This is a genomic window from Flavobacterium sp. (genome assembly GCF_004211145.1).
Classification (GTDB): domain Bacteria; phylum Bacteroidota; class Bacteroidia; order Flavobacteriales; family Flavobacteriaceae; genus Flavobacterium.
In genome coordinates this window covers 55,391-80,544 of record NZ_SEBS01000012.1, presented here as the reverse complement: position 1 = coordinate 80,544, position 25,154 = coordinate 55,391, and the positions used below count along the sequence as shown (strand labels likewise).

Below are 25,154 nucleotides of genomic sequence, written 5' to 3'. Positions count from 1 at the left end.
TAAGTTAGTTGGATGAAACCTTCCGTGGCAGGAAGGTTTTTTTTGTTTCTGATGCTTCAATTTTTTAACATCCGACACTGTAAGTTACGTTTCGCTAAACCAATATTAACCTGTTCCCGTAAATGCTTATAAATCAAATTGGAATGTTGATAAAATATATGTTGCCCAAGTTGGTCACATTATATTTTGTTTAAATTTGAAATGCATTTTAACGGCCTTAACTGTTGTAAGAAATCTTTCAATAAAACGCGTAATTCAGTGTATTACACTCTGAAAACGTGTATTATGTCGATTATACATACCGTTTATCGATAAACTGACGAAATTATATTTGCCGGATTATATTATACCAAGTTTTAGTGTAAATTTATCCGCTATTGCGTTGCCTAATCGTTAATTCATTGAAAATTCTTTGATGAATGAACTCCAAGGGCGGCTAGAAAAACGAATAGTTTAAATACCACGTTTCCCTAAAAATACTATTTATGACCAAAACTTTACGACACGCTGGAAATGCTTTCCCTACTAGAGCATTCCGCAACCTTTTGTTTGTAGTCGGTGCATTGTTGCTTGCTGCGAACTTTTCAGCTAATGCTCAGGTAGCTGCTTACTCAAAAGCTCAAGTTGCTGGCTTTGCAACTTATCCATTTCTGAATCCCGCGACCAAAACTCACATTCACACAGGAGTTGGTTGGAATGATGCGGTGACTGCGACTCCAGTTTCGATTGGATTTCCGTTTTTGTTTAATGGGATTTCGCAAACTACCGCGAACATTTCTTCAAACGGGTTTATAACTTTCGGAGCTACTGCGCCTTCTGCTACAAATTACACTCATATTTCTAGTGCTGAAGCGTATTCGGGTTCAATAGGATATTCGTTTAACTGGTGGATTGTTGCAGCTGGTGGTTCTCCTCAGATAAATGATGTTTCATATTTTTTGGATACATCAGGTGGTGTAGGAAATCGAATTTTTAAAGTTGAATATCGCGAGGCTCGACGATATGATGGGACTGGTGGCGATACGGGAAGTATAACATTCCAAATTTGGTTATACGAAGGATCTAATGTCGTTGAGGTGCACTTTGATACGATTTTATCTAATGCTTTTGGTGCAAATATTCCGGGACAACTTGGATTACGTGGTTCCACGAATGGGGACTTTAATAATTTTTGGACATCATCTGACGGTGTGGTCACAACAAGTCCGACATGGGTTGCGAGTGCAAGTTTTCTTTCCGGAACCTTGAATACTCATACAGCAAACATTAGGAGTGGTGCAAACAGAATTCCAGTAGCGGCTTACCGTACTTTCCGATGGACGCCGGTAAGTTGCGTCGCGCCTTCAGCGGTTACCATAACACCAAACACGACTACAGGAAACGGTGCAACAGTCACTTGGACAGCGCCATCAACACCGCCTGCTAACGGTTACGAATATTATTTTACTACTACTGCGGGAACACCTCCTGCTAACCCGACAGTTCCGACTGCGCCAATTGACGCGCCTACGACTTCGGCTACGATCACGACCATGAACGGCAACACTACTTATTATGTATGGGTGCGTTCTGATTGCGGTGGTTCTTTCAGTGCCTGGACTTTGGCCAACACGACGGTTACGACTTTGTGTAGCGGCGTGACGGGCGATTACTTGAATTACTTTGAAGAATTCAGTTCGGTTGATCCGATCTATAACTATACCGCTCCTGCGATCCAGCCTTGTCACTCGATCCAGAATGCGGGAACTGCGAACAACTGGTACTCGACGAACGTCGCGTCTCCGGTCGATGGTTTCCCTGACGAGCACATGGAATACAGCGCGCATCCGTCTATCGCTGCGAACGCTTGGTTCTATACTCGCGGCGTACAACTTACTGCGGGAACGACATATCAATTGTCTTATTATTATGGTGGATCGACGAACTTCTCGTTCCTTACCAATAAATTGAAAGTGGCTTACGGAACGAGCCCGTTCAATACGTCGATGACGACGGTTCTTGACGATCATCCGAACATCAAGCATACGGGCCAGATGAATTTCGTGAACTTCTTTGTGCCGACCACAGGTGTTTACTACTTCGGTTTCCAGGCGTATTCGGCTGCGAACATGGGTAAAATCTTCCTGGACGATATCCAAATCGTTGAAGGTATTTGTAAGCAGCCTTCAGGCGTTGCTACGACTGCCGTATCGGCGACTTCGGCTACACTTACATGGACTGCGCCGACTCCTGCGCCTGCCGGTGGTTATGCATATTATTTGGCGACTTCAGCTACGCCTCCGGTTAACGGGACTACGCCAACGGGAACGACTTCGGCCGGGACTACGGTTGTTACGTTGAACGGTTTGAACGGAAATACGAACTACTGTTTCTGGGTTAGAGGAAATTGTAACGGTGGCGATTACAGCGCGTGGTCAGTGGCATATTGCTTCACGACTCCGGTCTTGCCGCCATATTGTTTCCCGACGAGTACGTTGGGTACGGCTTACATCAGTAACGTAACTACGACGAACGCGGTACAGAACATCAACAATTCATCGGCTTGGACATCTCCCGGTTTTGCTGACTATACAGCTTTCAGTGTGATCGAGAGCCAAGGCGGAAACCTTAACTTCTCGATCGGTCTTGACGATGGCGATGCTACACCTGGTATTGCCGGTGGAGTAGGTGTTGCCATTTGGGTTGACTGGGATAACGACGGAACGTTCACGACGGCTGAAAGAATGTTCAATACTGCGGCTTACATCGGAACATCACCTGTTACCGGAGCGTTTACCGTTCCTGCAGGTGCGCCGCTTGGAACAAAGAGAATGCGCGTAATGGCCGATTATTGGGCAACAAGCCCGTCTCCATGTGCTTACGGTGGAACAACCACGCGTGGCGAACTCGAGGATTACAGCTTCAAGGTAGTTGTGCCTCCGCCTGCTTTGACGTTAAGCACGAGTACCACGACACAATGCGCCAGCACGAACAGCCCGTTGGTAACGATCACGGCTGGTCTGTCTGACTACAATACATTTACATGGAGCCCTGCCGGTGGTGTAACCGGAACTGCTGCTTCAGGTTATACATTCAACACGGGTTCAACAGTAACGTACACGCTGACAGCGACGCAAACAAGTGGCGCGTTCAGTGTCAATACGGCACAATATACATATGTCGCCAATGCATTGCCGACACCTATTACGATCACGACTACTCCGACAGGTGGAACGGTTTGCCAGACAGGTCCGGCTCTACAGCTTACGGCCAGTGGTGGTGTTGTTTCAGGTCTTCCGATTTTGTCGGAGAATTTCAACAGCGGTGCACCGACATGGACAACAGTCAATACGAGTACAGGTGGAAACACGGCTGGTCCGACATGGACGATTCACCCTGACGGATTCGATGCGACGGGACCGAGCTGGGGAACTACGATTTTCCATAGTAACGACGCATCTTCATTCATGTTCTCGGATTCCGATTTACAAGGAAGCGGCACGAACACGAATGTGGAACTTATTTCTCCGGCATTCAGTTTGGCGGGATTCACCTCGGCATCATTGAGCTTCTGGCACTTCTATCGTCCTTGGACACCAAGTACCGCTACTGTCGAAATTTCGACGAATGGCGGCGGAGCATATGTACAGCTTCCGGGTCTCGTATACACGACTGTCGCGCAAGGAACGCCTACGAATTTCAACCAGGTCGTATTTGACCTTGGTCCATATTTGGGCCAGACCAACATCAAGATCCGTTTCAAATGGGTTGCGAGCTGGGGCTGGGGCTGGGCTATAGATAACTTCCTGGTTTCGGGAAGTGCGACATCGGCCATCACATGGGCACCGACTACAGGTCTTTACACCAATGCGGCGGCGACCGTTGCTTATACAGGAGGCGGAACCAACGTCGTATACGCATTGCCGTCGGCTACACAAACCTATACTGCGAGTGCAAGTACGCCATCGCCGGTATGTTCTACCAATACGACTCAAACGGTTACCGTTACGCCAATTGTTGCGGGAACGATCAGTGCCGACCAGAACCTATGTAGCGGAACGGCTGCGGCTATCGTCCTGACGGGGCAAAGTGGCACGATCACTACATGGCAATCATCGGCCGACTCGGCGTTCACTACTCCTACGAATATCGCAGGATCGGCAGGTGCGACCACGTTGACGCCGGCTATGATCGGTGCCGTGAATGCTACGACATACATTCGTGCTCAGATCACGAACGGAACGTGTACGACTTATACCAATTACGTGACCTTGACGGTTACGACTGCGACATGGAACGGTGCAACGTGGACGAACGGGCCTCCGACTGCAGGAAAAAGACTCGTGTTCTCAGGTAACTACGCATCTTCAGCCGACGTTCAAGGTTGTAGCGTGTTGGTCACGGCAGGCAGCGTCACTTTCAATCCGGGACATTCGTTGATCGTCCAAAACGGGGTGAGCGTCACAGGCGGTTCACTTACGTTCGAGAACAACGCGAGTTTGGTACAGGTGAATGACGCGGCGGTAAATACCGGTGCGATAACTTATAAGAGAATTACGACGCCAATGTCGACCTACGATTACACATATTGGTCTTCGCCACTTGCATCTCCACAAACGTTGTTCGGTCTTTCGCCTCTAACGAGATTCGATAAGTACCACGAATGGAACGTCAATACGAATGCTTTCGTGACCATCATGAACGGCGCGGCCGTAATGACTGCCGGAAAAGGATATATCATGCGCGCTCCTGCTGGTTGGAGTGCAGTTCCGACAGCTTGTCCGTTGTTCTTTAATATGGGGCCTGCGAATAATGGTGTAATCAACATGGCGGTTGCGCCTTCAGGCTTGAGTAACTTGAATTTGTTGGGTAATCCGTATCCATCGGCTCTCGATGCGAACCTATTCCTTTCGAATCCGGCGAACACGGAACTTGGCGGAACCTTGTATTTCTGGACGCACAACGCGCCAATCTCGAGCCAGGTTTACAGCAATAGCAACTACGCGAGTTATAACCTTTTGGGAGGTACGGCGGCCGTAGCAAGCGGTAGCGCAAATACGAATGCGCCGACTAAAAATATCGCTGCGGGCAATGGTTTCTTCGCGACGATTGCGAGTGCCGGAAGCATCACGTATAACAACGGAATGCGTTTGGCCGGTTTCAACGACAATTTCTACCGACCGGCTTCAGCTGATCTGGATTTCTCGAAGACAGTCGCTCCTGTTGAGTTGGAACTTGAGAGAAACCGTATCTGGCTTAACATAACCAATGCCGGAGGCGCTTTCAGCCAAAGTCTTGTCGGATATGTGACAAACGGTACGTACGGAATGGACAGAGACTTTGACGGTGCCGTTTTGGGCTCTTCGAACCCTGTTTATTTGTATTCGATAGTGGAAACAAATAAATTAGCGATCCAGGGTCGTGCGTTGCCTTTCGATAACAACGACCAAGTGCCGTTGGGTTATAAAGCAAACAACGCTGGTGAATACACGATCACGATGCCTGACTTTGACGGTTTGTTCCTGAATGAGAATCAAGATATTTATTTGAAAGACCTCGTGTTGGATGTGACCCATGATCTTAAGGCAGGTCCATATACTTTTACGACAACAGCAGGAGAATTCCAAAACCGTTTCGTGATCGTGTACAACAACCAACAATTGAGTGCTCCGGTATTTAACGAAAACTCGGTTGTCGTCTATAAAAATAATGGTACGATTTACATCAACACAGGTAATATGACGATGGAAGATGTGAAGATTTTTGATACTCGCGGTCGTTTGATCCTCGAGAAAAAAGGTGTTCAGAGCACTGAAACGCAAATCTCCAATTTAGGAGCTGCGGAGCAGGTGTTGATTATACAAGTTACTTCAGTTGACAACGTTACCGTCAGCAAAAAGATTGTTTATTAAAAAAATTACGCCGGCAGCGCTATTTAGGGAATGCGCTGCCGGTTTTTTTTATCTTTTTTTTATTTCTTAACCCTATGTTAAATTTTATTTAGCGGCAAGCATTATTCTCCACTCAAAAATCTTTCGTACGTTCCGAAGGATTTTTCGTGCGCATATATCTCATGTGCACTCCAACCATCACGTAATTTATTTTAAACCCAATTTTTTATTTATGATTGTAAACTACAATTGTTCGGATCGTAGCAGAAATGCACGGACTGAAAATGTGGGAGAATCGACGGGCGCTCCGCCTTGGCATTCTTCCGGAACCATGAAAAAATGGTTCACGAATTTGATGGTGGCTTTCCTGTTCTTGACAGGCGGACACTTGATGGCTCAGGTTTCGGTAACCGCGACAGCAGGAGCTGCGGGACCGACTGCTTACACCACATTGAACGCTGCATTTACGGCGATCAATGCGGGAACTCACCAAGGTGCGATCACAGTAGCGATTACCGGTAACACTACCGAGCCTGCTGCGACTGTGGCATTATTGCGAAGTAATTCGCCTTCGAGCTACACGAGTATCTTGATTCGTCCTTCAGGAGGAAACTTCACGATCAATTCAGCCGCTACGCCAACCGCTTCGCGAGGAGTGATTGAATTGAGTGGCGCCGACAACGTGACGATTGACGGTGACGACCCTGCTACGGCCGGAACGCGTAACCTTACAATTGCAGTCGCTACCAATACAACTACCGGAACGGCTGCTGTTCGTTTGTCTTCGAACAGTACGACGGGAGCAGATGGTGCCGACAACAACTCCGTGAAAAATTGTGTTATTATTGGAGGAAGAAGTACTGCTATCAGTACTACGGTCAGTTATGGTATCAACATGTCAAATTATAGTTCGACATCGATGACTACAGGCGCTTATAGCAGTTTGAATACTGTTATTGAGAACAATTTGTTTACGCGAGCCTATTATGGCGTTTATGCAAATGGTTCGAGTTCAACGTATCCCAATACTGGTACGGTCGTCCGCAGTAATACATTTGGAAGTTCTGTTTCTGCTGAAAATATCGGTAGATCTTGCGTTTTCGTTGCTTACACGGCTGCTACAACAGGTGCAGCACTCGTAGAACTGAACGACATGCGCGGGGGCGATTATGGTACAACAGGATATTCTTCGATAACATGCGGGGTAGAAGTAGCGGCAGGAAATTTCGGTATAGCTATTCGCCGAAACAACATGCACGACTTTTCGCAGCCTTCAACAGGAGGCTATATGGCAGCAGGCGTGTATATTTCGTCGGCTACTGGAAATACGCTCGGGTACATCCAAAACAATGTCATGCGTGATATGGTTGCCTCAAATTATAGTCAATCATACACAGCTGCATTTGTTAATTATGGAATTTATTGTAGTTCCGCTATTACCAATTATGCAATCGATCACAATACAATTGTATTGAAGACGGCAAATTCAACAGGAACAACAACGAACCCTTCGTCAGTTGCTGTGCTTCTGAGTTCTGCTTCGGCGACTTTGTCATCATTTAGAAATAACATCATCGTTAACTCGATTGCCAGTACGAATGCTTTGGGTGTTTACACTGGTGGTACCGGTGTTTTATCTGGCGCGGCAGTTAACAATAACGACTACTATATCCCGACGGGTAAGGTAGGTTATTACGGTGGTGTAGCTCGTACTTCGCTTTCTGATTGGCAATCGGCGACAGGTAAGGATTTGAATTCGGTATCTGTGAGCCCGGCTTTCGTATCTGCTACTGATATGCACATTGTTGCAGGTACGGTTTCTACACTCGAATCCGGTGGGGCGACTGCATCTGCTACAGGCGTAGCGGTCGATATCGACGGCGATTCAAGACCAGGACCTGCGGGTTCAACATTCGGTGGCGCGACTGCTCCTGATATGGGTGCCGATGAATTTGACGGTGCTTTGCCAAGTTGTTTTGTTCCGAATGGCTTAACAGCTGCGGTTACATCGACGTCGACAGCAACTTTATCGTGGACGGCCCCAACGCCGGCTCCCTCTTTGGGCTATGAGTACGAAGTGCGTTCTTCGGGCAATGCCGGAAGCGGTCCAACAGGTTTGTTCGTTGCCGGGTCTACCGGAGCGGGAGTCTTGACTGCTTCAATAGTTGATTTGACGCCTAACACGACCTACGCGGTTTACGTTCGTTCGCATTGCGGAACGACGGAATTCAGCGCTTGGAGCTCGTCATCGACTCTTTATACTGGATATTGTATAGGTTCAGGGCTAACGACATCCTCATCATATTACCTCACGAATGTGACTGTTGCGGGTTATAACACGACTTTGAACAATACTTCGGTTGCAGGTACTGGCGGATACAGCGATTTTACTGCTCAATCAGCTAGTGGTTATGCAGGAAGTACAGCATCGGTTTCGATGGCGACTTCCACAAGTTCAAGCTATTTCTATGTTTGGGTTGACTGGAACAATGACTTCGATTTCGCTGACGCGGGTGAAACACTTGTTGCAACTACATCTTATGCAGCTACTTACTCGGGGACGATTACAATTCCCGCTACTGCTAGTTTGGGAGCTCACAGAATGAGGGTTGCCAACAGTGGAGTAGGAGTGATCACATCATGCGGTGTTTCTCCGTACGGAGAATATGAAGACTATATTTTTAACGTAGTCGCGCCGCCTGCATGCGTGCCTGTCACCGGTCTTACTGTAACTGGTTTGACAACTTCCAGCGCAACATTCTCATGGACGGCGCCAGCTCAGGCTCCAAGTAATGGTTATGACTTTGAAGTACGTACGTCAGGAGCTCCTGAAAGTGGTGCTACAGGATTCGTTACGAATGGTTCGGTTGCTGCGGGAATTACTACTGCGACTGCTGCTGGACTTACTCCGAATACGTCATACACCGTTTATGTGCGTTCAAATTGTGCAGGTTCAGGAAACAGCACTTGGTCATCAGGCGCTACATTCTACACGGGATATTGTATTCCTGTAGGATTGACAACGTCTTCTAGCTACTATATTACAAATGTTTCGGTAACGAATGCAATCGGAAATATCAACAACACAAGTGTTGCGGGTACGAATGGATATACGAATTACAGCGCTTCGGTTGCTGCTTCGGCTTATCCTGGACAAACGGTTAATTTTTCAGTTACTCCATCTTCGGGAACGAATTATTTCTATGTGTGGGTTGACTGGAACAATGATTTGGACTTCGCCGATGCAAACGAAACTCTTGTGGCGACTTCAAGTTATACAGCCAACTTCTCTGGAACATATACAATTCCAGCAGTTCAGGCTTTGGGAAGTTTCCGCATGCGAGTTGCGTTAAGCGAATTGGGGGTAATTACGGCCTGCGGTCCTGCACCTTACGGTGAATATGAGGATTACACGCTTAACATAATTACCGCTCCGACCTGTTTCGCTCCAACTGCCCTGGCGGTTTCGAATGTAACTAACAATAGTGCGACACTATCTTGGACGGCAGCTACTCCAGCTCCCTCATCAGGATACGAATATTATCTGTCAACGTCGGCTACTGCGCCAACAGCTGCGACTCCTGCAACAGGAACAACAGCCGCCGGAGTAGTTTCAGTGAATGTTTCGGCTTTGGCTGAAACCACTACATATTACTTCTGGGTTCGTTCGGTTTGTAGCGGATCTGATTCGAGTGCTTGGTCGTCAGCGACTTCGTTCGCAACGTACTGCGCACCGGTTACAACATTCAGCGAGAATTTCGATTCTGTGACAACTCCTGCTTTGCCGGCGTGTTGGAGCAAAATCATTCGTGGAACGAGTACAAATCTTCAATTTGCTACGGTAAATACGGTCACGACAAACTTTAGTGCTCCAAATGGTGTCAACCTTTATAATTCAGGTATTGAGACGACAGATGAGGTGATACTGGTTTCTCCGTATTTGTCAAACTTGAACGCAGGGACACACCAATTGCGTTTCAGGGCAAGAAATGGTACGGCTAGTCAGGATGTTATTGTAGGTACTGTTACGGGCACGGGTTCGAACGCAGTGTTTACGGCTATCCAAACAGTTGACGTTACTACTGATTGGCAAGAATTTACGTTGTCATTCGCGTCATATGCAGGTTCGAACAAACTCATTGCCTTTAAGCATTTGAATACTTCGACATATACTACGATCTACTTGGATAATATCTCTTGGGAAGTTATCCCGACATGTTTCCCTCCAACAGCCGTTACAGCTACATTGCCGACGACTACGGGAATCACGTTGAACTGGACTGCACCAACTCAGGGAACTCCTGTAAGTTATGCCTACGAAATCAGGACTTCAGGCGCTGCAGGAAGTGGAGCTGCCGGATTGGCGGCAAGCGGAACGGTACCAGCAGGTACTACTTCAGCTTTGGTCAATACTTTAAATGGTGGTACAACTTATAACGCGTATATCAGAACTTCGTGTGGAGGAACTGATAACAGTTTCTGGACAACGCTCGTAAGCTTTACTACGGTTTGTGTTCCAATCGCTACATTGCCATGGACCGAGAATTTTGACGCAATGACAACATTGGGGACGCAAATTTTCCCTAACTGTTGGTTCACCGATGCTCCAAAATGGTCTACCTCGAATGCGACGACTTACAATACACCACGTTCAGGCGCGAATTACGCTCGTTACGCGTATTCATCTACTAACGCATTCCTTTGGACTCCGGGCTTCGCGCTTCAGGCAGGAAAAGCATATAACTTCTCGTTCTATGCTCAGGGTGACGGATATACAGGATACAACACCGATATCTTCGTCAACTCTTCGCAATCGCCAACAGGTGCAACACAAGTTGGTACAACCTACGTAGCTCCTGGAACCGGAACCATCGCTATTCAGCCATACGTTTTGGTTACAAGAACATTTACGCCTACAGCTGACGGTACTTATTATTTTGGTATCCGAGGCAATCAGGCATCGTCGACTCCATGGTATATGGCATTCGACGATTTCAATGTGAGCGAGGCTCCGACATCGGTAACTAGTTTTACCCCTTCGACAGTTTGTCAAGGCGGAGGAACAACGGTTACTATCACAGGAACATCATTCAATGGTGCTACTGCGGTTTCGTTTAACGGTACGGCTGCCCAATCGTTTGCAGTCGTAAACAACTCTACCATTACTGCCGTTACTCCAGCAGGAATTACTGCGGGACCAATTTCAGTGACCGCTACTCTTGGAACAGGAGTGAGTTCATCAAACATGATCGTTAACCCTATGCCGATTGTAAACCCAATCACAAACGGTAACGCTTCACTTTGTGTCAACGGAACCATCCAGTTAGGAAACACTTCTCCTGGGGGAACTTGGGGCGCAACTGATCCGGCTATCGCTTCAGTAAGCACAGGTGGTTTGGTTACTGCAAATGCCAGTGGTACTACGACAATAACCTACAGCGTCACCGATAATGGTTGTACGACTACCGTTTCAACTCCAATTACAGTTAATTCGCCGGTTTCATCGACAAATCCTGAAAACCAAACAGCTGTGACCGGAGACGATGTTACGTTCTCGGTTGTTGCTACAGGTCCTGTTACTGGTTACCAGTGGCAAATTTCAGAAGATGGTGGCGATAACTACGTGAACATTGCCGAAAGTGCTACTTATGAAGGCACTATGACTGCGACGCTAACTATCCACGATACCCCGGACACGTTGAACGACGTTATGTTCCGAGCGATCGTTTTCGCAACCAGTCCATGTGCAAATGTTGAGACTAACGGCGCTACTTTACTAGTTGGCGACACAGGAATCGAAACAGATCCTACATCGGTTACACTTTGTAGCCCAGGCTTGGATACTGCGGTATTCAATGTTGTAGCAACGGGTTCGGTTACTGACTACTCATGGGAAGTTTTCCAAACGTCTTCATGGTTGCCTATCAATGACGTAACTGTTGGTGGTGTTTCTTACTCAGGTTCGAACACGAATCAATTGACGGTTTCGGGTCTTTCCGTACCAAACTCAGGATGGCAGTTTCGTGCTGTGGTTACCGGCTTTGGGGAACCTGTCTATTCGAATGCTGCAATCTTGACTGTGAACAGCGCTGTGTCTGTTACATCTAACCCATCATCGGCTATCGCTTGTTCTACAGGACAGGCCACTACTTTGACGGCTGAAGTTTCGGGTACTGTGTCTTCGCTTCAATGGAAGTATTTCAATGGGACATCATATGTTGATGTTGCGAACAACACTCCGGTTGGGGTTTCCTACTCAGGGAATACTACAAACCAATTGATCGTCACTAATGGTGTTTCTACGCCGCTTGGTGCTTACATGTACAAATTGTTCGTAAACGGAACGTCTCCTTGTGGAAACGTAGAATCAGACGCTGCTACTGTTACGGTTACACGTCCTACGATCACAGTGACGCCTTCGTCGGCTGCGATTTGTAATCCAGGTGGTTCTGCCGTAACCCTTACGGCTGGTGGAGCGGTTTCATACTCATGGTCACCGGCAACTGGTTTGTCAGCGACTACAGGAGCAACTGTTTCTGCTAATCCAAGTGCTACCACTACATATACTGTTACAGGTACTGACGTAAACGGTTGTACATCTAGTTCGACTGTTGTCGTTACCGTAAATCCTAATGTTTCGCCTGTTGCAACTGCAACACCTTCGTTAATTTGCGTAGGAGCGCCAGTACAATTGGAAGCAAAAGGCGGAATTCCTTTCGTAACCGGACCGGTAACGTCTTATGTCTTTACGTCTACGACTGCAGCTTACAACGAAGTGAGCGCAGGCGCGACAACAGTTCCGGCTATATTGACCGACACTGCAGTTAGTGGAACATTGCCGATTGGCTTTACGTTCAACTATGGCGGTTTGGATTACACCCAATTCAAAATGGATTCAAACGGTCTAATATCGTTCAATACATCAGCTTCGTCATTGACAACGAATAACTTTTCAACTGCAAATGCAACTTCCAGACCTATAATCGCTCCACTTTGGGACGATATGGATGGAAGAGCTACAGGAGGATCTTTCGCTGGTTATGAAGTTTCTGGAACAGCTCCGAACCGTGTACTCACGGCTGAATGGAGAAATTGGGAATGGAACTATAATTCATCTTCTGCGGTTATCAGTTTCCAGGTTAAGTTGTATGAAACGACAAATGTCGTAGAATTCGCTTACAGATCAGAGGCTGGTGCTGTGAACTCTGGAAGTGCTTCAATCGGTATTGGAGCTGCGACTGGAAACGGCAATGGAAGTTATTTGAACGTGACAACTGTTCCTGCTACGGCAGTAAGCAGTACTTCGGCTGTAACTAACATCGCTACGAAGCCTGCCACGAACACAGTGTACCGCTTTACGCCGGGTAACACTCCGGTGTTCACTTATGCGTGGACTTCGATTCCGGCAGGATTCACTTCTTCAGTGGCCAACCCTGTTGTCAACCCAACCCAGAACACTACGTATAACGTTGTCGTAACAACGGCCGCAGGTTGTTCAAGTACGGCTTCTACATCGGTAACCATCCAATCGGGAGCTTCGATCACGACGCAGCCGGTAGCATCAACTAAATGTCAGGGAGAAACCGTGACGTTGAATGTCGTTGCAATGGGTCCAGGTTTAACTTACCAGTGGCGCAAGGGTGGAGTAAACATCGCAGGTAACGCGTCTGCAACTACTTCAACGCTTACGCTTACTGCTGCACTTCCAGCAGTATCTGGAAACTATGATGTGGTTGTTACACCTTCTTGCGGCGATGCCGTAATTAGCGAATCAGTTGCGGTTCTTGTTAATCCGACTCCAACTGCTACTGCTCCGGCGGCTCAATCAGTTTGTACCGGATCTGCTACGCCAGTAATCGCTTTGGTTGGAACACCAAGCGGTGTCACATTTGACATAACGGGAGGTGCGTCAATCGGATTGGCGAATCAAACTAACGTAACGTCTATTCCTTCGTTTACGGCTATTTCCGGTTCTGCGACGCTAACCATTACTCCAAAAGCGAATGGATGTGCAGGAACTCCTGTAACCGCTGTGTTTACGGTTGTTGGTTTGCCATCGGCAGTATCGGTCACGCCTACAAGCGTAACGATGTGTGCAGGTGATGCTGCAGTTGCGTTGACTGCAACTGGAGGTGTCATCAATAATGCATCTTACTGTACGCCATCGATGAGTACAGCTTCGGCCAGTGGTGATTATATCGCAAACTTTACATTCGGGGGAATCAATAATTCCACGGGCGATACTCCAACTGACTACACGTATTACAATACGTTGACAGCCAACGTGACTGCTGGTGTTGCTACTCCAGTGTCATTTACATCTTTAGGTATCAGCAGCACCTACGCCCAAATATTTAGGGTTTGGGTAGATTTGAACCAAGACGGTCAATTTACTGCATCAGAAAGTGTATTTGTTACGACTACTGCTGTATTCGGTACCACCGCGGCGACAGGTAACATTACGATTCCAATTTCGGCGCTTAACGGTGTTACTCGTATGCGTGTAGGCTCAAGATTTAGTAGTGCTCCAACTGCGTCAGCTTTCTGTTTGGGAGAATCCCAGTACGGAGAGTTTGAGGATTATAACATTAATATTACCGGAGGTACGTCCAACTATGTTTGGTCTCCTGCAGCCGGGTTGTATACTAATGCCGCTGCGACTAACGCTTATGTGGCAGGAACAAAGGTTGCCACTGTTTATGCGAAGCCAACCGCAACATCTTCTTACTCGGCTACGGTTACGGGAGGAGGTACTTGTTCAACGGTAAGCAACACGGTGACGGTCACTGTTAATCAATATTATGATTTCTACGTAGATGCTGATTTTGACGGCTACGGAACAGGTTCTCAGGTTTTAATGTGTGCAACAAGTGCAACGACGCCTCCGACAGGATACGCTGTTGTTGGCGGTGACTGTAACGACAGTGTCGCTGCAATCAACCCAGGCCACGCCGAAGTTCCTTACAACGGAGTCGATGACAACTGTAACGGAACAATCGACGAAGGCAGCCAGATCATGTCTCAAGTATTGGCTTCACAATGTGGAACTACACTTGCAGCGATCAACTCGGCCATCGGGGCGGTCAGTTTCCCTGCACCGGTTGACGGATACCGTTTCAGAGTCGTGAACACGACAACGAACGCGGTTCAGACAATCGATCGTACACAACCAAACTTCCAATTGACAGCTCTTGCCACTTACGATTACGCTACGACGTATTCGATTTCGGTAATGGTTCGTCGCAACGGAATCTGGCTCAACTATTACGGGCCATCATGTTTGGTCTCTACGCCAGCGGTGCTTGACGCCGGAGGTGCTGCTTCAGTAACGCCATCACAATGTGGTGTGACGTTGCCAAGCATTTCTACGCTAATCGCAACGACTAGCTTGCAAGGTGTGACCGGATATCGTTTCCGTATCACGAACATCACTGACCCGACTGCGCCTAACCAGGTTCAGACATTGGATCGCGTTACACATTGGTTCTCTCTTACTATGTTGAGCACTTATGTTTACGGCACAACGTACACTGTTGAGGTGGCGTTGAAAACCGGAAACAGCACGACATATTCAGGTTATGGAGCACCATGTCAGGTGAGTACGCCTGCGGTTCCTGTAATTACGAACCCTGGTACTGCTACAAGCACGACTATGTTGTTCAATACGGTCAGTATGAACCGTGCGACTTCATATCGTTTTGAGTTGACTCTTGCGGTAGCTCCGTTTACTACGATCATCGTAGACCGTACGTCGCACTACTTCAGTTTCAGCAACGTTCCGGGTTATATTCCTGGAGGACAATATGCGGTTCGCGTCGCAGTCATGACATCAGGTGTTTGGTCTCCGTTCGGCGAAGCTGAATTGGTTACTGCTCCGGGTGCTACACGTGGTATATTCGAAGAGGAAACAGGACCAAGCATCGCATTCCGTGCGGTCGCTTATCCTAACCCTTATGCCGAAGGTTTTGCCCTCGACATGGATACGCCAAGCGACGAGCGCGTAAATGTGAAAGTTTACGACATGGTTGGAAAACTTCTTGAAGACAGCAACTTCGCGGTTGATGCGATCGAGGTGCAACAATTCGGTGTACGTTACCCATCGGGTGTGTACAACGTAATTGTGACGCAAGGCAACTTTGTCAAAACGTTACGCGTGATTAAGAGATAACTGTCTTAGTCCATAAAAAGAAAGGCCCTTCCATTTGGAGGGGCTTTTTTTATGCGTAAAAATTCGATCAATTGTTATGAAGGTAGATGTAATATTTGGGATGCAGGCGCCTGCCGTATTGTCGTAATGCATTTCAACACGGGAGCATCGGGCAGTATCCAATACCGGAAATGAGCTGGGGAATGAAAGGCTTTACGTTTTCGGCGACGTCACGTCGAATCGATTTGTAAAGGTAGATTGATTCATCCATTTTCGGGATTCGGTAACATTTTCAATCCACATTTCAGTTTGAAAGGGAAGTTCGGATTATTTCGGCCTTAGGTTCCCAATTAGCTTTTTTGCCTTTGGCATATTTTGATTGTGACAATTATTGGCGAGATTAATATTTGCAACGGAATTCGTGACAGAAAATAAATTTTAAAAATTCTGTCACAATACCGTCGTGATAAATCGGTGGGAAGATGCCCTGCAGATAAGCGAAGATGCTTTATCCAGCCACTTGAAAAGACCTGCTGACCGACCGTTTTTGATCGGTCGTAGTTCAAATAGCTTAAATGGCGAAATAGGGTAAGGGACATAAAATGTTACTCAATCCCTGATAAAATCAATTCTTCTGTTGAAAAGTACTCTTTGATTCCTTTTCCCTGATTTCGGATCGTGGCTGTCGAAAAACTCGAGATGTTTGTCGCGTGCGATTTGCCATGATAATTCCTATTTGTCTACATCAACTACATGAACCTTTTTGCCCGTTCGATGTCGGTCGATTTGAAACGTAACCGTCGGCCTAGGTTCGGAGATTTTTCACAACCCGTCAAAATTGCTGAAGCCAAGAAAATTGATAATCGAACCAACTTTTTTTTCATGTCCTTCTATATGTAATCATCGTATGGTGGCACGTCAAACGGTGAAGATACATACGCCCGGTTTATGCTTCATTGAAACGGTTTTCGCAGATGGCCTCATAAAGCGCAGCATACTACAATTTCGCACATGGATTAGCGGCAGAAGTGCAATTTACTTGTATGGGAAATGTTGTAGAGAATTCCATTTTGCGTCAGAGTTATCATTGCACTCCGTTACGGTTAATCGATGAAACCTTCAAAAACCGGTATTGCGATTAAAATACTTTTAATCAGTATTTTATTACGGAAAGCGTTCTCATTTCGAGATTTGCTTTTTTTATTCGTGCAATTCGTCGGTGATTTTTGCTATTGAACGATTATGGTAAATTTTCTTTAACGAATACTTAACTTTTAACTAATTTACCGATGCATTTTAACTCAATTTCTAAACTATGACTAAAAACTACAAGTGTTTTGGGTCGGATACTTATGTCTGGCCCGAAAATGATGTTGTGGCGGTAGTCGGCTATTCCCCGCCGCCGCCTGATTCGAGTACGAAAGTCTCGAAAATGTTCAGTTATTTACTGTTCTTTTTATTTTTCCTGATTAGCGGAACTTCGGTTTCTCAGGTAAGCTATCTTCAGAATTTTGACGCAGGCAATGGCAGCTGGACGGGAACGTTCGGGAACGTTACCGGAGCTACCTCATGTGGCGGTGCCGGTGGTGTGATGCGCTACAATTTATGGAGTTTTGCAACGTCGGCCACATTGGTTTCGCCGTCGTTAGGTATTGCAAATCCTGCATCACACTCGTTCTCTTTTGATTACAAGATCGCAGATTATTCCGCAAATACAAGCGGAACTGCTGAAGGATGGGGAAATTTTGTGGCAGAATGGTCGAATTCCACATCGGGTCCTTGGACAACGATTGCAACCATTGACGATTCGAACCATATTGTCTCAGGAGATTGCGCCAACAAATCGTATACGTTCACGCCAACAGCGGGAGCACTTTACATCAGATTCTCGGCAGCTTGGTCGAATGGGGATTATTATCTGAATATCGACAACGTGAACGTTGCTGAGATTTCAAATACTGCTCCGGCATGTCCAACAGTATTTACGCCCGCCAACGCGGCAACAGGGGTAATACGTAATTCAAGCTTGACTTGGTCAGGCGCTACGGGCGGTCCGACCAATTACGATGTGTATTTTGGTACGTCGCCTTCACCGGCTTTCGTGGCCAACGTCACTACGGCATCTTACACGCCTGCAGTGATGACGCCAAACACGGTTTATTATTGGAGAGTCGTTTCTAAAAATGCTATCGGCGACGCCACTGGATGTATCGACAACTCGTTCACATCAGGTGGCGCTTCTGCTTTAAATTACTGCACGCCTGTCACAACATTGGGTTGTACCGATGGTGACGTTATTGCGCGCGTAATTTTGAATACGCTCGACAACAACTCCGGTACAGGCTGTCCAAGCGGTACTTTGGGTTATTCGAATTATACGGCCAACACCGCACTGACTACTACATTACAGGCCGGAAGTTCTTACGGCTGTACCGTCTATGCAGGTCAGTATGCTGAGGGTTATGCCGCTTGGATCGATTATAACGACGACGGTACTTTTGCCGCCAACGAACGAATCGGCTATTCAAACGGAACAGTTGCAGGTAGTGGAGTCGTCGGGCAATTGGGCTCGTCGGCCACATTCCCTATCGTCTTGTCATGTAGCCCACCTTTGGGTAGCCACGTGTTGAGAGTTAGAGCAATGTTTGCTACGAGTGGAATAGATGTAACTGCTTGCGGAAACAACACATACGGTGAGGTAGAAGATTATCTTGTGACCATTTCGGCTGCGGATCCTTGTCCTATACCGAACACACTTGCGGCCAATACGGTTACCGATACGTCGGCTACACTTACCTGGAATGCAGGTTGTGTCGAAACGAATTGGGAAGTTGTATACCAATTGGCGGGATCAGGTGCTCCAACAGGGGCCGGAACCGCCGTCACTACGAATTCACTTGCGGTAAGCGGTTTGACTTCGGGTCAGGTTTATGAGTTTTACGTCCGCGCGAACTGTCTTGCGAACGGCTTCAGCTCATGGGTCGGACCTTATATTTTTACCGCTCCGGCATGTTCAACTTTATTGACCCCGGTTGATGGAGCAACGAACGTGTCTTTGGCTGCCGGTTTCGCAGCACTTACATGGACCGCTTCTCCGGGAGCGACTTCGTATGCGGTGTACTGGGGAACTTCTCCGACCACATTGGCGAGCATCGGTACGGTAACAGGTCCGGCAGCGAATGTGAACAACATACTGTACGGAACAACCTATTACTGGACGATCGCGCCTACAAATGTGAATGGACCACGTCTTGGCTGTACTGTTTTCTCGTTCACTACCGAAGCGGCACCTGCCGACGATCTTTGCGCGACAGCAACTTCGCTTAACGCGTTGACATCGCCTGTAAGCGGAAGCACTATGGGCTTGGCCGATAATTATTCTCCATCATGTAACTCTACGTCTGTGGGAGATATCGGTCCGGACAAATTCTATTCGATCACGGTTCCGGCCAACTATACGCTGGTTATGGGATTGACGGCATCGAATTATGATTCGGTACACAGTATATTCTACGGAAGTTGTACGACTCAAACCGAACTTTTCTGCTCGGATACTGAAATCGTCAACCACACTTGGGTGAATAACACTGGTGAAACGCAAACGGTATATTGGGTTCAGGATTCATGGTACACAGGTACGGGAACCTTTACCTTGGCTTGGACGTTGACTCCACCACCGGTAGCGGTAGCAAGTTTCGTCCCAGCTTCGGTTTGTGGACAAGCCGGAGGAACCACAGTAACGGTTACAGGTTCGAATTTCCTCGGAACTACAGCCGTTACGTTCAACGGAATCGCCGCTACCTCATTCTCTGTTACGAACGACACTACGCTCACGGCGGTAGTTCCTGCCGGAAACGTTGCAGGGCCGATCGCGGTAACAAGCGCACCGAGTTCGAATGGAACAGGTACGAGCGCCAATTCATTGATCGTATACACGCCGCCGGTTGTCGAAGAAATCACAAACGGCAACGCAACTTTGTGCGTAGATGGAACTGTCGATCTTGACAGCGCCTCTCCTGGTGGAATTTGGGCATCTCTAAACCCGGCTGTAGCTACTGTTGACAGTGCTGGTGTTGTAACTGCCGAAAGTGCAGGTGCCGCGACGATTTCGTATAGCGTTACTGACAACGGTTGTACGACAAGCGTAACGACGGTAATTAACGTCAACGCTCCGGTTAGTTCACCCGCTCCGGCTGATCAATCTGTGGTGAGCGGCTCGACTGCTGTATTCTCAGTGGCTGCGACAGGTGGTATTTCAGGTTATCAATGGCAAGTTTCTGTTGATGGTGGTGATAACTACGATGATGTTGTCGACGGAAGCTCTTATAGTGGTTCGATTACAAATACACTTACAATCACGAACACGCCATCTTCTTTCAACGAGAACATGTATCGCGTTGTCATTTCAGGACTTGCGCCATGTCCGGCGGTAACGACTCAAGGCGCCAATCTATTGGTGGGCGATGTAGGGATTGTTACGCCTCCGCAACCGGTTACGCTTTGCGCATCTGGCACTGGTATGGCGACATTCACTGTTGTGACTTCAGGAGTCGTGACCGATTACGCATGGGAAGTTTTCCAAACATCTACATGGTTGCCGATCAGTGACACAACTGTTGGAAGCGTCACATATTCTGGATCCGATACTAATCAATTGACTGTTACAGGTCTTGGAATAGCAAATTCAGGCTGGCAGTTCCGTGCTGTCGTGACCGGTTTCGGTGATCCTTTGTATTCTTCGGGTGCTTTGCTTACGATCAACCAAGGTCCGGCAATTACATCTGATCCTGTTACAACAGGAGTTTGTTACAGCGGAGGCAGTGCTACATTCACTGCGACTGCGACTAACGCTTCGGGTTATGCATGGCAGTATTCTACCGATAACTTGAGTTTTACAGCTGTTTCTAACGGAACTCCTGCAGGAGCTACGTACACGAATGCCGCTACAGCTTCACTTACTGTAACGACGACGGCAGCAACGCCAAATACGGGTACTTATTTCTACCGTGCGACTGCATTGGGTCTTGGAGATTGTCCTGCCGTGAATTCAGCTTCGGCGCAATTGACGTTCACTACGCCGGCTATCACGTCGCAACCTGTGGCTTCAGTAGTTTCCAATGGAGCTTCAACTACGTTCACCGTTGCTACTTCGGCACCATCGCCATCGTATCAGTGGCAATACGCGACATCGGCTTCCGGCCCTTGGAACAGCGTTGCTACGGGTACGCCTTCAGGCTTGACGTATTCCAATGATACGACTGCAACACTTACTGTGGCCGCCGGAACAGGCAGCGTTACAAGTACAGCGCGTTATTACAGAGCGGTCGTTACATCTAACGGATGTTCGGTAAATTCAAACGCGGCTCAGCTAAGCGTTTTGGCTTACTGTACGCCGACAGTTGCAACGAATACAGCTTCGTATTTCAGCAATATTACAACCACTGGTGGATTGACTAACATCAATAACAATTCAGTTTTTTCTACTAACGGTTATGGTACATATCTTAACTTAAGCGCTTCTCAATATTTGAATCAGCCAATCAGTTTCACCACGACAATCGCAGGACCGACTGTAGGTATTGCGGTTTGGGTTGACTGGAACCAGAACGGTTCATTTGAGACGACTGAAAGAGTAGCCAACACAACAGGTTATATCTCGACATTCGGCGCTACGTTCACAGTGCCTGCTACAGCACTTCCGGGTAATACCAGAATGCGTTTCATGGTCGACTTTAACAACAGCAACCCGTCGAATCCATGTGTAATGGGAACGCGTGCTGAGGTTGAAGATTATTCATTCACGGTTATAACACCTCCGGCTTGTACAGGAAATCCTGTTGCAGGAACCGTTTCAACTTCAATGACAAGTGTATGCGGTTCAGGTGCGGTAACACTTTCCGTATCGGCATATCCAACAGCAGTGTCAGGTATATCTTATCAATGGTACAATGTTGCTACTGGAGCTATTTCAGGAGCGACGGGAATGACCTACACTACGCCGGTATTGACTGCAGAGACATCTTACTTTGTAAGAACGATCTGTGCAAGTGGTGGTTTCACCGATTCCAACACCGTAACCATCAGTATCAGCAATCCAAGTTTGACTTCTACGACTCCTGCATCTCGTTGCGGTTTGGGGACAGTCACACTTTCTGGAACCGCATCAGCGGGTAGCAGTGTTGTTTGGTATGCAGGTTCGACTGGAGGAACTCCATTGTTCACTGGAGACAACTTCACGACTCCAGCAATTTCAGCTACTACTACTTACTACGCTGAAGCGGCTACGGTACTTGGTTCAGGCACAGCCGGAGCTACAGGAAATGCAGTTTCCAACAACGGAACAAGCGTAGGCAGTCATGGAATCGCTTTCACGACAACTTCGCCGAATCTCACTATCAATAGCGTGAGAATTCCGTTTACGGGTACAGGAACGATTACGCTACTTTTGCGTAACTCGACCAATACGACCACTCTAGGTACGTTTACGACAGGTACCGTTACAGGTACTGGTTTGACGCCACTTCAGATCCCAGTCAACATTAACGTTTCAACTGCAGGAAGCTATTTGCTTCTCGTAAGTGCTATTTCAGGAACTGTTGGCGGACTGGGTTACTCTACTGCGACTTTCCCTTCAAGTACTTTGGGCGGAGCGTTCACAGTTACGGGAGGTTATTGGTTCGGAGCAACCACAAGCAATATGTATTTGTATCAACTTGGAGTAGCCGCAAGATGTGCTACCGCAAGAACTGCAGTCGTTGCGACGGTTAACACGCCACCGGCTTTGACACTTAGCTCAACTAGCGCTACGATCTGTGCCGGCGCTTCAACTTCGGCAGTGACCGTTACATCTAATGCAGCCGATTACGATACGTACACTTGGTCGCCTAGTGCAGGCGTGACAGGTAGTGCTGCATCAGGCTTCGTATTCAATCCGACGGCTACGACTACGTATACGTTGACTACTGCGAATGCCGCAGGTTGTGGAAATTCGACGACATTCACAGTTACCGTAAATCCATTGCCGGGTGCTATCACACTTACACCGGCTAGCCCTTCAGTTTGTTCGGTAGGAGCTGCGGTACAATTGACTGCGGTCGTAAACAATCCTGTTCCTTCAGGAGGATGTCTAACGGCGCCTAGCGGACAATATCCGGGAACTGCATTCACGGCAACGGCATGCAACGGCACGACCACAAACACCATTACGGGCGCTGCTTGGGCTGGTGAATATTCGGTCGTGAACGTATCTGCGAATACGTCGTACGTGTTCACATCAACCGGAGCAGGTGACTACGTTACGATCAGTAACGCTGCAGGAACTACGGTTCTCGCGGCTGGTCCTTCACCGGTTTCTTATGTGTCAATTGCGGCGGGCCAAGTTAGGTTCTATACTCATACCAATGCCGCTTGTGGTGCTGCAACAGTAAGCAGAACACGCTCATTCGTGTGTTCTCCACTTAACACTCCGGTAGTTTGGTCTCCATCTGCAGGATTGTTTACTGATGCGGCCGCTACTGTTCCTTATACGGGAACTGCAGCAAGTTCAGTATATGCAAAACCTACGGCGACAACTACATACTCGGCTGTTTACACAACTGCTGCTGGATGTACAAGTACTGCCCAAACAACTGTTTCGTTCTCAGCAGCTACCACTTGGTATGTTGATGCCGATAACGACAACTACGGTGATTCAGCGTTGCCAACTGTTCAGGCTTGTACTGAACCGGCACTTTACGCTGCTGTCGGTGGCGACTGTAACGATAGCGTTGCGGCGGTTAATCCTGGTGCGACCGAGGTTGCATTCAACGGAGTCGATGACAACTGTAACGGTACTATCGACGAAGGCAGCCAGATCATGTCTCAAGTATTGGCTTCACAATGTGGAACTACACTTGCAGCGATCAACTCGGCAATCGGGGCGGTCAGCTTCCCTGCGCCTGTTGATGGATACCGTTTCAGAGTCGTGAACACGACAACGAATGCGGTTCAGACTATCGATCGCACACAACCAAACTTCCAATTGACGGCTCTTGCGACTTACGATTACGCTACGACGTACTCGATTTCAGTAATGGTTCGCCGCAATGGTGTATGGCTCAACTACTACGGACCTTCATGCTTGGTGTCTACACCAGCCGTGCTTGATCCGGGTGGAGCTGCGTCAGTTACGCCTTCACAATGTGGTATCACGTTGACGAATATCTCTACACTTATCGCAACTACAAGTTTGCAAGGTGTAACAGGTTACCGTTTCCGTGTGACGAACACGACCGATCCGACTGCGCCTAACCAGGTACAGGAACTTGATCGTGCGACGCATTGGTTCTCGCTTCCAATGCTTGCGACGTATGCCTACGGGACTACGTATACAGTTGAGGTAGCTTTGAAAACAGGAAGCAGCACGACGTATTCAGGTTATGGTGCTCCATGTACCATCACGACACCTGCGGTTCCTGTAATCACGAACCCTGGTACTGCTACGACGCCTGCGATGTTGTTCTATACGACAAGTATGAACCGTGCGACGTCTTACCGTTTCCAATTGGGACTTATGGTAGCTCCGTTCACTACGATCATCGTAGACCGTACGTCGCACTACTTCAGCTTCAGTAATGTTCCCGGATATGTTCCAGGCGGACAGTACGCAGTACAGGTAGCGGTTATGACGGCTGGAACTTGGTCTCCTTTCGGGGAAGCTGAGCTTATAACGGCTCCAGGTGCTACACGCGGATTATTCGAAGAGGAAACAGGACCGAGCATCGCATTCCGTGCGGTCGTTTATCCTAACCCTTATGCTGAAGGTTTCTACCTCGACATGGATACGCCAAGTGATGAGCGCGTGAACGTCAAAGTTTACGACATGGTTGGAAAGCTTCTCGAAGACAGCGACCTTGAAGTCGATGCGATCGAGTTGCAACGATTCGGTGTTCGTTACCCTTCAGGAGTCTACAACATGATTGTTACTCAGGGAGATTTCGTTAAAACACTACGCGTGATTAAGAGATAAGTTTCTCTTAGTCGGTATTTTAATACTAAAAGCCCTTCTCGAAAGAGAGGGGCTTTTTTATTTGACGTTTTCCGACATTTTTAATCAGTAATCAAAATCCTACAGTTTGCGGGCTGTTTTTTTATCAAAT

The 25,154-nt window shown here is 47.7% G+C and carries 3 protein-coding genes; all 3 read left to right on the top strand.

The features are described 5' to 3' along the window. Positions 1-1,244: 1,244 nt before the first annotated feature. Positions 1,245-5,891, top strand: coding sequence for a GEVED domain-containing protein (locus EOO50_RS07890; protein WP_290839089.1), 4,647 nt, complete (start codon positions 1,245-1,247; stop codon positions 5,889-5,891). A 310-nt stretch (positions 5,892-6,201) separates the two neighbouring features. After that, complete coding sequence (locus EOO50_RS07885; RefSeq protein ID WP_290839088.1) at positions 6,202-16,038, top strand: GEVED domain-containing protein; 9,837 nt, start codon at positions 6,202-6,204, stop codon at positions 16,036-16,038. 1,294 nt (positions 16,039-17,332) lie between these two features. After that, positions 17,333-25,024 carry a GEVED domain-containing protein gene (locus tag EOO50_RS07880; protein WP_290839087.1) on the top strand — a complete coding sequence of 2,564 codons (7,692 nt, stop codon included), beginning with the start codon at positions 17,333-17,335 and terminating at the stop codon, positions 25,022-25,024. Positions 25,025-25,154 lie beyond the last annotated feature (130 nt).